Origin of the sequence: Flavobacterium sp. LHD-85 (assembly GCF_030929595.1) — a bacterium.
Taxonomy (GTDB): domain Bacteria; phylum Bacteroidota; class Bacteroidia; order Flavobacteriales; family Flavobacteriaceae; genus Flavobacterium.
On record NZ_JAVFVR010000015.1, the window covers coordinates 26,995 to 40,531 of the forward strand.

Here is a 13,537-nt window from a genome sequence, read left to right on the forward strand (position 1 = left end):
ATATGCACGCAAAGTCGCTAAGACGCAAAGTCTCTTTTTAAAATAGTTATAAATGAATTGCGTCCAGCTTTAGCTGGATGTGAAATGATTGGAATGTTATCAGGGCTTTAGCCAAACAGTTCTTGGTTTGGCTAAAGCCTTTTCTATGCTTGTTTCTTTTAAACCTCCAGCTAAAGCTGGAGGCAATTCAAAAAGAGTTTTGCGTCTTAGCGACTTTGCGAGCATTTGTTTCTCTCAAAATAAAAACCTTGCGTTCTTTGCGTAATTCTTTGCGTTCTTTGCGGTAAAAAAACGAACAAAAAATTAACAAAAGAATAATGTTTGATTTTCATAACTTTGCAAAATGAATAATCAGACAGAAACTCAGAATTGCGATTTTACTTCAGATTTAAAAATGAAGGGATTTAAAGTGTATCCTATAAATGGGGATTTTAGTAAGGTTCCCGTTTATAGCCGAAGAGACTTTTATAAAATCTGCATCAACACCAGTAAAAGCATCATTCAATACGCTGACCGAGGAATCGAAACCGACGGAACGATTTTGTTTTTCGGTAATCCGATTATTCCGTATTCTTGGGAAACTATTTCTGAGGGATATGAAGGTTATGCCTGCGTTTTTACTGAGGAATTTTTTAAAACAAAAGACCGTTCCGAGACCCTTCAGGAATCGCCTTTGTTTAAAATAGGAGGAACACCGATCTTTACTTTAACGCCTGAGCAAAAAGTATTTATCGATTCGTTATTCCAAAAAATGATCGAAGAATACGAAACCGATTATGCTTTCAAAGACGATTTAATGCGCAGTTATGTCAATTTGATTATTCACGAATCCATGAAAATGCAGCCTTCGGAGAACTTCTTTAAACATAAAAATGCTTCTTCGAGAATTACGTCTTTGTTTTTAGAATTGCTTGAAAGACAATTTCCAATAGAAACCAAAGATCAGCCGCTGGCTTTAAAAACGCCTCAGGATTATGCGCAAAGCCTTTCTGTGCATGTGAATCATTTAAATCGTTCTGTAAAAGAAGTTACAGGAAAACCAACTACGGCACATATTACAGAAAGAGTGGTTAACGAAGCAAAAGCTTTGCTCCAGCACACAGATTGGAGTATTTCTGATATTGGCTATTCGCTTGGATTTGAATATCCAAGTTATTTCAATAATTATTTTAAAAGACTTACAGGAACGGTTCCAAAATCGCTTCGAATGTAAATTGTTTCAATTTCTTAATTTTTTGTTTGAATATTGTTATTTCGACATTGCACTATTGTACTACATTTGCCTTGAAATAAACAACGAATCTTTGTATCAGTTTTTTTAATGACTAAATAACACTTCACAAAAGCATGCTCCGCTTTGCATTTAGTTTTAAATTTTGATAATAGAAAAAATATAAAATTTTTAAAGTATTAATTAAAATCAATAATCTCCTTCTATAAGAGATTCGATGTACTGATTATTTCATTCAAATAAGCTTATAAGAATTTTTAAATTAATTATTAACCAAAAAAAATCGAAATTATGTCGACACAATTCACTGCCGTAACCGAAGAAGGTAAAATTCCAAATACTTATATGACAGGCGAAGTGTCATATAAGAAGCAGACAAGCGAAATTCACCCAGAAAACACAGTTATAAAAGATGTTTCTTTTGAGCCTGGTGCAAGAAGCAATTGGCGTATTAATGCAAGTCTGCAATTGATTATTGTAACCAATGGAGCTGGGTATTACCAAGAAAGAGGCGGACAAATTAATCTTATCGAAAAAGGAAAAGTAATCACAGTTTTACCTGGAATAGAGCACTGGTACGGAGCAACACCAACGACTAAATATTCTCATATTACTATTGTCACAGAGGTAGATAAAGGTCATGGAACTTGGCTGGATAGCGTTAGCGATGAAGAATATTATTCTTTTGAAAGATGCTAAGGTTCTAAGATCCTGAGATTCTAAGTTTTTTTTACGCAGATTTTACTGATTTATAACAGATTATATTTTTTGGTTAGATTAAAATAATCGAAATTTATATAACTAATTGTAAATCAGTACAAGTCAGCTGGATCTCTATTGCAATTTTTCAACGGTCTACAACTTGAAACTTGAAACTTGAAACTTGAAACATGAAACATGAAACATGAAACATGAAACAAAAAAACTATAAACAACAATAAAATTATGGAAACAAAAAACATTAAAGCCTTTGGTACCGAAGCTGCCGAAGCACCATTAAAAACTTTAGATATTAAAAGAAGAGCTGTACAGGCGCATGACGTAGAAATCGAAATTTTATATTGCGGAATCTGCCATTCCGATTTGCACTCAGCTAGAAATGAGTGGCATGGTACAATGTATCCAATTGTTCCTGGACACGAAATTGTAGGTAGAGTGGTAAAAGTTGGCGATCACGTAAAAAACTTTAAAGTTGGTCAATTAGCAGGAGTAGGCTGTATGGTTGATTCTTGTAGAGAATGTGATCATTGCAAAAATGATTTAGAGCAATATTGTGATGAAGGAAGCATTCTAACATTCAATTCACCAGACAAACATTTAGGCGGACATACTTTTGGAGGTTATTCTCAAAGTATTGTTGTTGATGAAAATTATGTATTGCACATTTCAGATAAATTGGATCTTGCTGGAGTTGCGCCTTTATTATGCGCAGGAATTACAACTTATTCTCCGTTAAAACATTGGAAAGTTGGACCTGGTCAAAAAGTGGGTATTGTCGGAATTGGAGGTTTAGGACATATGGGAATCAAATTAGCGAAAGCTATGGGAGCTCATGTAGTTGTTTTAACCACTTCTTTATCTAAAGTCGAAGATGCAAAACGTTTGGGTGCAGATGAGGTTATTTTGTCTACAGATCCTGAACAAATGGCAAAACATGCTAAAAGCTTAAACTTTATTTTAGATTGCGTTTCAGCAGAACACAGTATCGATTCTTACTTAAATTTATTAAAAGTAGACGGAACTTTAACGCTAGTTGGCGCGCCAATGGATCCGCTTCCTGTAACTTCTTTCAGCCTTATTTTAGGAAGAAGAAGCTTCGCTGGTTCTGCCATTGGAGGAATCGCAGAAACTCAAGAAATGCTTGATTTCTGTGCAGAGCATAACATTACAGCAGACGTAGAAGTAATTGGCGTAAATGATGTAAATGACGCTTACGAAAGATTATTAAAAGGAGATATCAAATATCGTTTTGTGATTGATATGGCTTCTTTGAAATAAGGTTCAAAGCGACAAAGGTTCAGAGTGGCAAAGGTTTCTAATCTTTGTGCTGAAAAGGGGTAGAGAGGAAAAACCTTTGTGCCTGTGTCCCTCTGAACCTTTGCACCTAAAAAAGAAAAAAATGAAAACACGTAAACTAGGAAATAGCAGCTTAGAAGTCTCAGCTTTGGGACTTGGCTGCATGGGAATGAGTTTTGGTTATGGACCAGCTCATGATAAAAAGGAAATGATAAGTCTGCTTCGCTCGGCTTATGAAAAAGGAATTACTTTTTTTGATACGGCAGAATGTTATGGACCATTTTTGAATGAAGAGCTTTTAGGAGAGGCTTTAGCGCCTTTTAGAGATAAAGTTGTCATTGCAACAAAATTCGGTTTTCTGGAAGGCGATTCTAAAAAAGGGTTAGATAGCCGTCCAGAATGGATTAGAAAAAGCGTTGAAGGTTCGCTAAAAAGATTAAATACAGATGTTATCGATTTGTATTATCAGCATCGCGTAGATCCGAATGTGCCAATGGAAGATGTTGCAGGAACTATAAAAGATTTGATTCAGGAAGGAAAAGTAAAACATTTTGGACTTTCAGAAGCTGGAGTAGAAAGCATTCGTCGTGCACACGCGGTTCAGCCTGTTACAGCGTTGCAAAGCGAATATTCGCTTTGGTGGAGAACTCCAGAAGAAGAAATTTTTCCGGTTTTAGAAGAATTAGGAATTGGTTTCGTGCCTTTTAGTCCGTTAGGACGAGGTTTTTTAACCGCTAAAATTGATGAAAACACACAGTTTGACAGCACTGATTTTAGAAATACATTACCGCGTTTCACACCAGAAGCCCGAAAAGTAAATCAAGCTTTGGTAGATTTATTATCTAAAATTGCTGTCGAAAAAGGAGCAACAAACGCACAAATTGCTCTTGCTTGGATTTTGGCCCAAAAACCTTGGATTGCCCCAATTCCAGGAACTACAAAATTACATCGTTTAGAAGAAAACTTAGGCGCAGTAGACTTGGAACTTTCAGCACAAGATCTTGCAAAAATCAATGAAGCGGCTTCAAAAATAACAATTGAAGGCTCAAGATACCCAGAGCATCTTCAGAAGATAGCGGGAAAATAAGTTCCTAAGATGCTGAGACACTAAGACTCTAAGTAACTAAGATAAAACTCAGAACCTTAGCAGCTTAGAACCTTAGCATCTAAAAAAGAAACCCCCTCAAGCAATTCAACTCTTGAGGGGGTTTTTAGCAAAGATTTGAGGTTCTTAGACTCAATAGCTTAGAATCTCAGAACCTTAGAATCTTAGCGTCTTAATTCATTTACTTTTTATCTAGGTTTTGTTTCAGCAATTTAGCGTGTTCCAAATGTGCTGTTAAACCTGCAATATTGTTAGATGCCCAAGTTTTTACATCCTCGTCAACGGCATCTTTTGTTGCATCTTGAAGTTTTTTGATCGCTTTTTCGTGACCGTCAATCATCATATCGGCGAATTTTTTATCAAAATCAACTCCCGATTTTTCGTTTAATTTATTGTATTCTTCTTGTCCTTCTTCAGTTAAAGAGGTTGGAAGAGTAAAGTTTTTTGCTTTTGCTAAAGCACTTACTTCAGAAGCCGATTTGGTGTGTTCATCAACAAGCATTTTACCAAATTTTTTCACTTCTGGGTTAGTACTTTTTGTTTGTGCCAGTTTGCCAATTTCGATTTCAGCTAAATTAATTTCGGCTTGATCTACTAAAAATTCGGAGTCATCTTCTTTACTGTCAATAGAATCGAATTTTGCTTCGTTTGCATCTTCAGCAACTTCTTTTGGATCCTCCTGTTTGGTTTCGTTTTTACAAGATTGAAGGAATATGATAATAAGTCCTGCTCCTAAAATGGCTTTCCCGGCTAATAATAACTTTTTCATGATTTTAATAGTTTAAATGTTATAATGTAAAATTATGGAGTAGATACAGGAATGTCTTACAGGATTTTTAGAGATTGTTATAGGATTAAGATGTGCAAAAATCATGTTTCTCATATTAGAAAATTGATTTATTAAAATATTATATATTTTAGCTTAAAAATTAACTATCAAAAAACTTTAAAAACTAATCTATGATTCGAAATTTATTCTTGTCAATATTTACTTTCTTATGTGTTGTAACATTTTCAAAACTAACGGCTCAGCAATTAACGTTTATTCCAAATAAAACAGATAAAGGACTAATCTTCGGGTCAATTACATTTCCAAAAGAAAAAGCACATTTTAATGAGTATTTTATACAGATTAGTTATAAAGCTGCGGATGAAAAAACTGCAAGAAAAAATTTTAAGGAAGTACATATTAGTCCAGCTCAAATTTTCAAAATGAAGCACAAGGGAGAGTTAGATAATGGGCTTACCTATCTTTTTGCAATTGAAAGACCTGAAGGAGAAAATGAAATAATTGGAATTCGACTTTTTTCTAATAGTGGTTTTGCAATACTTCAAAAAAATAGTGGATTGGGAGGTTTTTCAATTCCATTTAAAGTAAAGAAAGGTGAAATTTTATATATTGGAAATATATTATTTAATGAATATGCTGAAAAGGGTGAGGTGGCTGTAAGCTATCAAAATAACTTTGAAAAAGATTTGGCAGGTATAAAAAAAGCACAAAAATATGTCTATTGGGATGGAGCAAAAGAAGATCAATCAATAAAAATCTCTTATAAAAAAGAAGATTAATATTTTTTAAATTTAAAATAATTAAAATCCTAACTCTAAAAGAGTTGGGATTTTTTTTTGCTAACATTTCAGATTTTACAGAAAATACAAATTTATATTTCTCCTTTCATAATTCCCATCCCACAAATATGAAATTTGAGACCAAAATTCTATAACATAAAATATTGAGTTAATGATGAATTTTGACATAACAGATTTCGACATATGAAATGTCAAAATGTTAACCCTATAAAATTTAAAGTCATGCCAGATCCAAGAATTAAAAATGAAAAGCAGTATGAAGCATTGGTGAAAAAAGGATACAGCAAAGAAAAATCGGCTCGTATTGCCAACACGCCAGATGCAGGAAAAAAAGGCGGAGAAGCGAAGCCTTATGACGAATGGACAAAAGACGAACTTTTAAAACAAGCGAGTAGAGTAGGCATAAAAGGAAGATCTTATATGAACAAAAAAGATTTAATCTACTCTTTAAGAAATAACTAAAGTTTAAGTCAGAACTATTTGTGCGATAAAAATTTGAATATCATGAATGCTGCGAGAAAAGAACTTTTAATGGATCAATTGATAAAAGCGCCACATCTAGTAATTGAAAAACTGGATTTGGAATATATCAATGATCATCAATTAACAATCGTACGTTGCCGCGAGGGAGAAAATTTCGTTTATAAAAAGAACGGAAAAAATGTAAAAAGCAAACATGAAATTAAACGCATTAATAGTCTGGTTCTTCCGCCAGCTTGGGAAAATGTTCGTATCACAGATGTTACAAACGGACACTTGCAAGCCGTAGGAACAGATGATAAAAATAGAAAACAATATCGATATCATCCAAAATGGAATTTGATTCGCAATCAGACCAAGTTTTATAAAATTGCTGAATTTGGATCTAAGCTTCCCGCCATTAGAAAACAAGTTGATCTTGATTTGGAGAAGAAGGAATGGTCTAAGGAAAAAGTAACTGCTTTGGTAATTCGATTAATGGAAGAAACGCATATTAGAATCGGAAATGAGAAATATGCCAAAGACAATAAATCGTACGGACTTTCGACTTTAAGAAAACGCCACATCAACATCAATAGAAATTCGCTTCGATTTGAGTTTGTGGGCAAAAAAGGAAAACAGCATACCATTACGACCCGAAATAAACAATTGATAAAATTGGTAAGCCGATGCGAAGAAATTCCGGGTTGGGAAGTTTTTAAATATTATGATAAAAACGGTGAGAAAAAAGTACTGGACAGTCATATGGTCAATGAATATCTGCATAATATTTCGGGAGAATATTTCAGCGCGAAAGATTTTAGAACCTGGGCAGCATCGATTATTTTCTTCGAAAGTTTAATGGAAATAGGAGTGACTTCAGATGAAAAAGAAATGAAACAGAATATCATAACTGCTTTTGATCTGACAGCCGAAGCGCTCGGAAACACCAGAAAAGTATGCAAAGATTATTACGTTCATCCGCTTTTAATTTCGACTTATGAAGATGGTTCTATTCAGGAGTATTTTGATAAGGCAAAAAATAGCCGAAGCACTAAAAAGTATTTTACAAAATCAGAAATCGCATTCTCTGAATTGATTCAGAATTATGAGGTCAATTTAGAAGCATCTTGTCAATAAAAAGAGTTTGAGCATCTCTCCAAAAGCTTAAAAAAGTTTGAAATACAAACAAAATCATTATTAACTAAAAAACTATTATTATGTTACGTTGGACAGTCACTTTTATTATTCTAGCCATAGTGGCGGGAATATTTGGTTTCGGTGGTATTGCCGCTGGAGCTGCTAGTATAGCTAAAATTTTATTCTTTATATTTTTAGTTCTTTTCGTTATTTCTTTAATAAGCGGAAGATCGAGAGTATAAGAAGAATAGATATAGAACAGATTAAAACGGCACATTCATTTGGAATGTGTCGTTTCTGGTTTTAATAATTCAAAATGGGGATTTCTGTTAAGAATTATTATGGATTAAATAGTTAAATTTTAAACTCAAAAAAATCGTCTCGTTGTTTAACGGGACGGTTTTTTATTTTTTTAAGAAATTAGAATCGGCGAGGATCATCTTCGGGATATTCATCGTCATCATCTTCTTCTTGGACATCATCTTCAATGTAATCAGTATCATCGTCTTCAATGTCTTCTTCGATATATTCATCTTCATCTTCATCTTCATCTTCATCTTCATCTTCATCATCCTGATCATCAATGTCTTCTAAAACGTCTTCGGTTTCATTGAAATCAAATTCATCTTCTTTTAAATCTGACGGATTGTCGAATTCGTCATTTTCATCTTCCAAATCAACTTCGTAAATATCATCAGTATTGTCTTCTAAATCTCTGCCCTTATGAAAATCGTCATTTAAATCGTCCAAATCATCATCGGCAAAATCTTCCTGATCTGGATTAGGTCGGTTCGGATTGTAGCCATTTCTTACTGTGTATCCGCGTTCCGCAATTTCACGATTATCGGTGTCCGATTTTTTAAGATCATTTTTTAGATCTTCTGCTAGATTTCGGTCATCTGAGAAATGTTCTCTAAAATCTTTATTCGTGCTGTTGTTTTTATCTGTAGTATTCATGATAGCTGTTTTTTATGATTATATATACAAAGCTAGCATGAAGCTGATAGAATCTATTATAAAATTATAAAGCGTAATTCTATAATTAACAGGTGTTTATGGTAGGGTCTTAATTTGAAATCATATAACCCGCCTCATAGACGAGGAGTATTTATTATTCTATTAATTGAAAAAAAATAACCACAAAGAACAAAAGATAAATTTCTTTGCATTCTTTGCGGTTAAAAAAACTTTCTATTAGAAAATACTACAATTTCAGGCTTCCTTCAATTCCGTCATCCATTGTTTTTCCTGTGATCAAAGCAGCTGTCATCTTTGCGATGGCAACCATTTTTCCGTTTTTGTTGTTCCAATAGTAGCCATCTTCTGGAACAAATTTTATAACACTCAGATTCGGATCATCTATACCGCCTGGCATCCATATTTTTACAGTAGGATTCCATAATTTTTCAATAGTTTCTCTATCGTACGAAATACTGGCTGTGCCGTGAAGGGTTAGAAACTTATCATGCGGTTCAGAAAAGAATATTTCTACCATTGGGTTTAATGTAATTTCTGCATTCTGTCCGCTATTTCTATCCGATAAAAACCATAGATTTCCCAAATCATCAATTTTCTGAACAGACATTGGCCTAGATTGAATTCTGTATTCGTTATATGTACAAAACATGCATGTTTTAATATGTGCAGCAAGATCCTTTATTTTATCTACTGCAAAATCGTCTGTAAGGTCTTTATGATCGCCCATAACTTTATATTTTAAATTTGTAATTCTTTGACAAACAGCATCTAATTTGCTTGAAATTAGATAAAAGTAAAGTTGGCGCTTTTTGTGCTTTTCTAGATTATATAATTAAACTTATAAATTATGAGATTTCTATTTGTTTTGTAACAAACTCGGGCGTTCCTGCCTCTTGTTACATAAAATTACATTATATTTGGAATATTAAAATTCTCAGCCGATAAATACCATGACAGATTTCACTATATTCTATACCGATGACGACGAAGATGATTTATGTATTTTTGCTGATGCAGTAGAATCTATACCTCACAATATCAATCTGCAGACCTATTCTGGAAGCCAAAATTTTTTGAATGCGCTTTCAGATTCATCTGTTATACCTTCTGTAATTTTCTTGGATTTAAATATGCCTGGCAAAAATGGCTTTGATGTTTTGCAAGAACTTCGAAATTCTGATGATAAAAAAGATATTCCTGTTGTGATTTATTCCACATCTAGTGAACCTGGAAATATAGAGAGATGCCTTAGTCTTGGGGCAAATTGCTTTATTACCAAACCGGTTTTGATGAGCGATATAATAAAAGCAATAGAGCACGCTATGAAAATTGACTGGGATAAATTTATTCCTACGAGATCAAATTTTGTGTTTAAATATTGATTTTAAGATAAATCGGGAATATAGATATTAAAAATAGAGCCTTTTCCTTTTTCGCTTGAAACTGTTATAAAGCCTTTGTGGTTTTCTACGATTTTTTTGACAATCGCAAGACCAATTCCTGTTCCTTTATATTCGGTTTCGGTATTTAGGCGCTGAAAAACTTCAAATATTTTTTCTTTATAAGCAAGGTCAAAACCAATTCCGTTATCTGAAACTTGCAGATGATGGTAAATTTTGTCTTTAAATTCAGCATTTGGAAGCGATTTTCCATCAACTGCTGTAACGGTTATTATTACTTTTGGAGGAACACTAGGGCGCGAAAACTTTAAAGCATTTTCTATCAAATTATGAAGCAGCTGTCTAAACTGAAACTGTATAAGAGTAGCCTCTCCCAAATCATCATATTCTACAATGGCATTTTTTTCTTCAATGCGATCAGAAAAATCACTTAAAACCTCTTCTGCAATTTCATTTATATTAACCTTTGTAAAGACGCGGTCGGCAGAATTAGCGCGCGAATAGGTGAGTAGATCCTGAATAAGATTTTGCATTTTTTTTGCCGAATACTCAATTCGAGCCAAATAAGTTTTGGCATTTGCCGAAATATTTCTCTCATCCAACTCGGATAATCTGCTGGCGAATGTCTGGATTTTTCGGAGTGGTTCCTGAAGGTCATGGCTAGAAATATAAGCAAACGACTGCAGTTCAATGTTCATGTTGACCAAATCTCTATTTTTGAGTTCCAGCTGAGTGGTACGTTCAATAATTTGTTCTTCCAGCTGATTGGTAAAGTTCTTTTGCTCTTCTATATCTGTACTTGTGCCAACCCACATTTGCACCTTTCCAGATTCGTCCAATTGCGCAATGGCTCGGCTTAACTGCCATCTGTATTCGCCATCATAACGTTTAAAACGATGAATAAAAAGAAAATCATGACCCGTTTTTACCGCTTCCATCCAGAGTTTTACATTTTCTTCTCGATCATCAGGATGAACAATTTGCAGCCATCCGTTTTTCTCAATTTCTTCTCTCGAATATCCAGAATAATTATAGAAAGTTTCATTGAAGTAATTGAGATTTCCCAAGGTGTCACTTGTCCAAATTAACTGTGGAATTGAGTCGGCCAGAATCCTAAATTTTCTTTCGCTTTTTTGCATTACCTGCTGGCTTTCTTTTTCGGTAGTGATATCCATTACTGTACCGACCATTTTTGATGGTTGTTTATTTTCATCAAAAAATATTTTGCCATGCACTTTGATCCAGCTTATAGTTTGACTCGTTTTTTGAATACGGGCTTCATATTTGTAAATGCTGGTTTTTAATGCTTTTTTGAAAGCCTCGAGCACAATAGGTTCGTCTTCTGGAATAATCCTGCTTCGAATGTCCTGATGTATTATTTTGGCATCTTTTTCAAATCCGAAAATATCTAGAATGTTATCGCTATAAATCAATTTTTTGGTTTGCAGATTTAAATCCCAAGTTGCAATCTCTCCAATTGCGGCGGCAAGACGGGCTCTTTCTTCTGCCGTTTCCACTTTTTTTCGGGCTTTGACTTTAGAAGTAACATCATAAACCGAACACATTACACCAGATGCTTTTCCGTTTTTTTCATACAGCGTTGTATACTCGTAATCCAAATAGAATTTTTTTAGCTTTCCTTTTATATCAACATAAGCCACGCCTTCATTCTCACGGATGGTTTTTCCATTAGCTAGAACATCATGCAGTAATTCAGGATATTTTTGATCTTTTAATTCAGGGAAAACCTCAAGCAGTGGCATGCCAATACAGTCTTTTTCTTCCTTTTGCCAGATTTTATGCATCATGGTTTTATTGGCCATTTCAATGATAAAATCGTGTCCTCTAAAGATTGCCATTGCAATAGGCGAATCCATTACAATGTCTCGAAATGCTTTTTCGCTTTCTGCCAGAAAATGTCTTGCTTTTACCTCTTCAGTTACTTCGTAAGAAACGACCGTAACACCTTCAATAGTATCATTTTCATCTTTCAAAGGATAAAAAACAAGATTAAAATAACCTAATTCTTCTTTATTGTAGCGATTTAAAGTTACTGGAAGTTCATCGGTGAAATAAGCAGTTCCGGTTTCAAAAACATTTTGCAATAGTGGGAACACTTTTTCTTTTGCCTCAGGAACCGAATCAAAAATAGGTTTGTGCAGAATATCTTTTTCTTCTTTGTCAATAATATGAAGATAGGTTGAATTGACCATTTCAGCGATCAGATCTGGGCCTTTTAAAACACAGATTCCAAGCGGAAGCTGTTTTACCGTATTTCTAAAGCGTTTTTCGCTTTCTTCCAGTTTTTTTCGAGTGAGCACTTGCGCTGTTGTTTCATTGCAGATAACCAGAACACCAGCTGTTTTTCCATTTTCGTCATTCACAGGGCTATAGCTGAAAGTCCAGTAAACATCTTCCATTTTACCATTTCTATAAATCGGCAGCAATTGGTCTTCATGCCACGTGGCTTCTCCTTTTATTAGCACTTGGTTAATCAAAGGCTCAATAAAATTCCAGATTTCAGGCCAAGAGATAGCACCTTTTTCGCCTAGAATCGACGGATGTTTGCCATTATTTCCTAAACTCGGGCGATAAGCATCATTATAAAAGCAAATATGATCTGATCCCCAAAACAGAAACATGGGAAATTTAGAGTTTAATAGAATACCTAAAGTCGTGCGGAGACTTTGAGGCCAAGATTCTACTGGACCTACTGCCGTTTTGCTCCAATCTTTAGCACGAGTAAGTTCTCCCATTTCACCTCCGTTGGCCAGAAAATCATAGCTTTTGTTCATTAATAGTTTGCTTTTTGTTTAATTTCTAACAGCCTTATATTCAGGTTGTACTCGGTGTTTTGAATTAACCTCTGTTAAAATTAATAAAAAATAAAATCTCTTTTAAAGCCGTTTTTTGAATGAGGCAAGATTAAAATCTATTGAGTTAATTTTATCTTGTTTCTATGCGGAAATTTGATAAACCGATAAACTGAAAAGATATGAAACGAGAAGATTCAAAACATGAAACCGATAATATAAAGAGATATCAGGAAGAAGGATATACGGCAAATTACATATTCGAAAACGATCGTTTAGTAGATTCAGAAACCAAAGAGGTTTATAATCCTGAAGATGTATTTATTGTCGCACATCATCGATATGAAGGAATGAGCGATCCCGATGATATGTCTATTTTGTATGTCATTGAAACAAAAGATAAAAGAAAAGGAACCCATTTATTAGGATATGGCCCTATGGCCGATTTGGAAGAAGCAGAATTCTTTAAAGATATTCCGAAAGCCAATTATGCTAAAAATGCTGACATAAACGAATTGACTTAAAAGAATAAAAATAGATTAGTATTTTTATTTTGCTGATGAGCAGTTGTTTCAAATTTATTTGAGGCAGCTGCTTTTTTTTTAAGCTTCTAAGATGCTAAGCTGCTGAGGTTCTAAGTTTTTTTCCTGATTGTTTTTTTTAAAGATTCTAAGCTGCTGAGTTTCTGAGATGCTAAGTTTTTTTTTGACTTTTTTTTTGAAGTATGCGAAACTTAGAACCTCAGAACCTTAAAATAATAATTATGAAATATCTTCCAAAAATTGTATAAATAGTTGAGGGTTAA

At 34.0% G+C, this 13,537-nt stretch carries 14 protein-coding genes; 10 read left to right on the top strand and 4 right to left on the bottom strand.

What is annotated here, in order from left to right:
* The first annotated feature begins 343 nt into the window (after positions 1 to 343).
* From RB618_RS19335 to RB618_RS19350, 4 genes are all read left to right on the top strand, one after another.
* Positions 344 to 1,213, top strand: coding sequence for a helix-turn-helix domain-containing protein (locus RB618_RS19335; protein ID WP_308070269.1), 870 nt, complete (start codon positions 344 to 346; stop codon positions 1,211 to 1,213).
* Between the two features lie 309 nt (positions 1,214 to 1,522).
* Entirely contained in the window at positions 1,523 to 1,930 is a 408-nt protein-coding gene (locus RB618_RS19340; protein WP_308070270.1) for a cupin domain-containing protein, read from the top strand.
* Between the two features lie 246 nt (positions 1,931 to 2,176).
* On the top strand, positions 2,177 to 3,229 hold the full coding sequence (locus RB618_RS19345; RefSeq protein ID WP_308070271.1) for an NAD(P)-dependent alcohol dehydrogenase: 1,053 nt from the start codon (positions 2,177 to 2,179) through the stop codon (positions 3,227 to 3,229).
* 121 nt (positions 3,230 to 3,350) lie between these two features.
* Positions 3,351 to 4,334, top strand: coding sequence for an aldo/keto reductase (locus tag RB618_RS19350; RefSeq protein WP_308070272.1), 984 nt, complete (start codon positions 3,351 to 3,353; stop codon positions 4,332 to 4,334).
* Between the two features lie 199 nt (positions 4,335 to 4,533).
* On the opposite strand, the gene RB618_RS19355 is transcribed toward RB618_RS19350, so the two are convergent.
* Positions 4,534 to 5,121, bottom strand: coding sequence for a DUF4142 domain-containing protein (locus RB618_RS19355; protein ID WP_308070273.1), 588 nt, complete (start codon positions 5,119 to 5,121; stop codon positions 4,534 to 4,536).
* Positions 5,122 to 5,312: 191 nt separating this feature from the next.
* Between RB618_RS19355 and RB618_RS19360 the strand changes: the two genes are divergently transcribed.
* From RB618_RS19360 to RB618_RS19375, 4 genes are all read left to right on the top strand, one after another.
* Positions 5,313 to 5,921, top strand: coding sequence for a hypothetical protein (locus RB618_RS19360; protein ID WP_308070274.1), 609 nt, complete (start codon positions 5,313 to 5,315; stop codon positions 5,919 to 5,921).
* Between the two features lie 243 nt (positions 5,922 to 6,164).
* Positions 6,165 to 6,404: a Rho termination factor gene (locus tag RB618_RS19365; protein ID WP_308070275.1), complete on the top strand. Its 240-nt coding sequence runs from the start codon at positions 6,165 to 6,167 to the stop codon at positions 6,402 to 6,404.
* Positions 6,405 to 6,446: 42 nt separating this feature from the next.
* Positions 6,447 to 7,541 (top strand): DNA topoisomerase IB, encoded by a 1,095-nt coding sequence (locus tag RB618_RS19370; RefSeq protein ID WP_308070276.1) that lies wholly within the window; start codon positions 6,447 to 6,449, stop codon positions 7,539 to 7,541.
* An 80-nt stretch (positions 7,542 to 7,621) separates the two neighbouring features.
* Complete coding sequence (locus RB618_RS19375) at positions 7,622 to 7,783, top strand: DUF1328 domain-containing protein (protein ID WP_012026284.1); 162 nt, start codon at positions 7,622 to 7,624, stop codon at positions 7,781 to 7,783.
* A gap of 178 nt (positions 7,784 to 7,961) precedes the next feature.
* On the opposite strand, the gene RB618_RS19380 is transcribed toward RB618_RS19375, so the two are convergent.
* Positions 7,962 to 8,498, bottom strand: a complete 537-nt coding sequence (locus RB618_RS19380; RefSeq protein ID WP_308070277.1) for a hypothetical protein — start codon at positions 8,496 to 8,498, stop codon at positions 7,962 to 7,964.
* Between the two features lie 247 nt (positions 8,499 to 8,745).
* Positions 8,746 to 9,246: a pyridoxamine 5'-phosphate oxidase family protein gene (locus tag RB618_RS19385; RefSeq protein ID WP_308070278.1), complete on the bottom strand. Its 501-nt coding sequence runs from the start codon at positions 9,244 to 9,246 to the stop codon at positions 8,746 to 8,748.
* Between the two features lie 223 nt (positions 9,247 to 9,469).
* Between RB618_RS19385 and RB618_RS19390 the strand changes: the two genes are divergently transcribed.
* Positions 9,470 to 9,901, top strand: coding sequence for a response regulator (locus RB618_RS19390; RefSeq protein WP_308070279.1), 432 nt, complete (start codon positions 9,470 to 9,472; stop codon positions 9,899 to 9,901).
* 2 nt (positions 9,902 to 9,903) lie between these two features.
* On the opposite strand, the gene RB618_RS19395 is transcribed toward RB618_RS19390, so the two are convergent.
* Positions 9,904 to 12,714 (bottom strand): PAS domain S-box protein, encoded by a 2,811-nt coding sequence (locus tag RB618_RS19395; protein WP_308070280.1) that lies wholly within the window; start codon positions 12,712 to 12,714, stop codon positions 9,904 to 9,906.
* Between the two features lie 200 nt (positions 12,715 to 12,914).
* Here RB618_RS19395 and RB618_RS19400 point away from each other — a divergent pair, with 200 nt between their 5' ends.
* Positions 12,915 to 13,256: a hypothetical protein gene (locus tag RB618_RS19400; RefSeq protein WP_177209914.1), complete on the top strand. Its 342-nt coding sequence runs from the start codon at positions 12,915 to 12,917 to the stop codon at positions 13,254 to 13,256.
* Positions 13,257 to 13,537 lie beyond the last annotated feature (281 nt).

Bases quoted from the DNA above. Each gene is read 5' to 3' on its own strand.
- RB618_RS19335 (WP_308070269.1), top strand. From the start codon at position 344: ATGAATAATCAGACAGAAACTCAGAATTGCGATTTTACTTCAGATTTA.
- RB618_RS19340 (WP_308070270.1), top strand. From the start codon at position 1,523: ATGTCGACACAATTCACTGCCGTAACCGAAGAAGGTAAAATTCCAAAT.
- RB618_RS19345 (WP_308070271.1), top strand. From the start codon at position 2,177: ATGGAAACAAAAAACATTAAAGCCTTTGGTACCGAAGCTGCCGAAGCA.
- RB618_RS19350 (WP_308070272.1), top strand. From the start codon at position 3,351: ATGAAAACACGTAAACTAGGAAATAGCAGCTTAGAAGTCTCAGCTTTG.
- RB618_RS19355 (WP_308070273.1), bottom strand. From the start codon at position 5,121: ATGAAAAAGTTATTATTAGCCGGGAAAGCCATTTTAGGAGCAGGACTT.
- RB618_RS19360 (WP_308070274.1), top strand. From the start codon at position 5,313: ATGATTCGAAATTTATTCTTGTCAATATTTACTTTCTTATGTGTTGTA.
- RB618_RS19365 (WP_308070275.1), top strand. From the start codon at position 6,165: ATGCCAGATCCAAGAATTAAAAATGAAAAGCAGTATGAAGCATTGGTG.
- RB618_RS19370 (WP_308070276.1), top strand. From the start codon at position 6,447: ATGAATGCTGCGAGAAAAGAACTTTTAATGGATCAATTGATAAAAGCG.
- RB618_RS19375 (WP_012026284.1), top strand. From the start codon at position 7,622: ATGTTACGTTGGACAGTCACTTTTATTATTCTAGCCATAGTGGCGGGA.
- RB618_RS19380 (WP_308070277.1), bottom strand. From the start codon at position 8,498: ATGAATACTACAGATAAAAACAACAGCACGAATAAAGATTTTAGAGAA.
- RB618_RS19385 (WP_308070278.1), bottom strand. From the start codon at position 9,246: ATGGGCGATCATAAAGACCTTACAGACGATTTTGCAGTAGATAAAATA.
- RB618_RS19390 (WP_308070279.1), top strand. From the start codon at position 9,470: ATGACAGATTTCACTATATTCTATACCGATGACGACGAAGATGATTTA.
- RB618_RS19395 (WP_308070280.1), bottom strand. From the start codon at position 12,714: ATGAACAAAAGCTATGATTTTCTGGCCAACGGAGGTGAAATGGGAGAA.
- RB618_RS19400 (WP_177209914.1), top strand. From the start codon at position 12,915: ATGAAACGAGAAGATTCAAAACATGAAACCGATAATATAAAGAGATAT.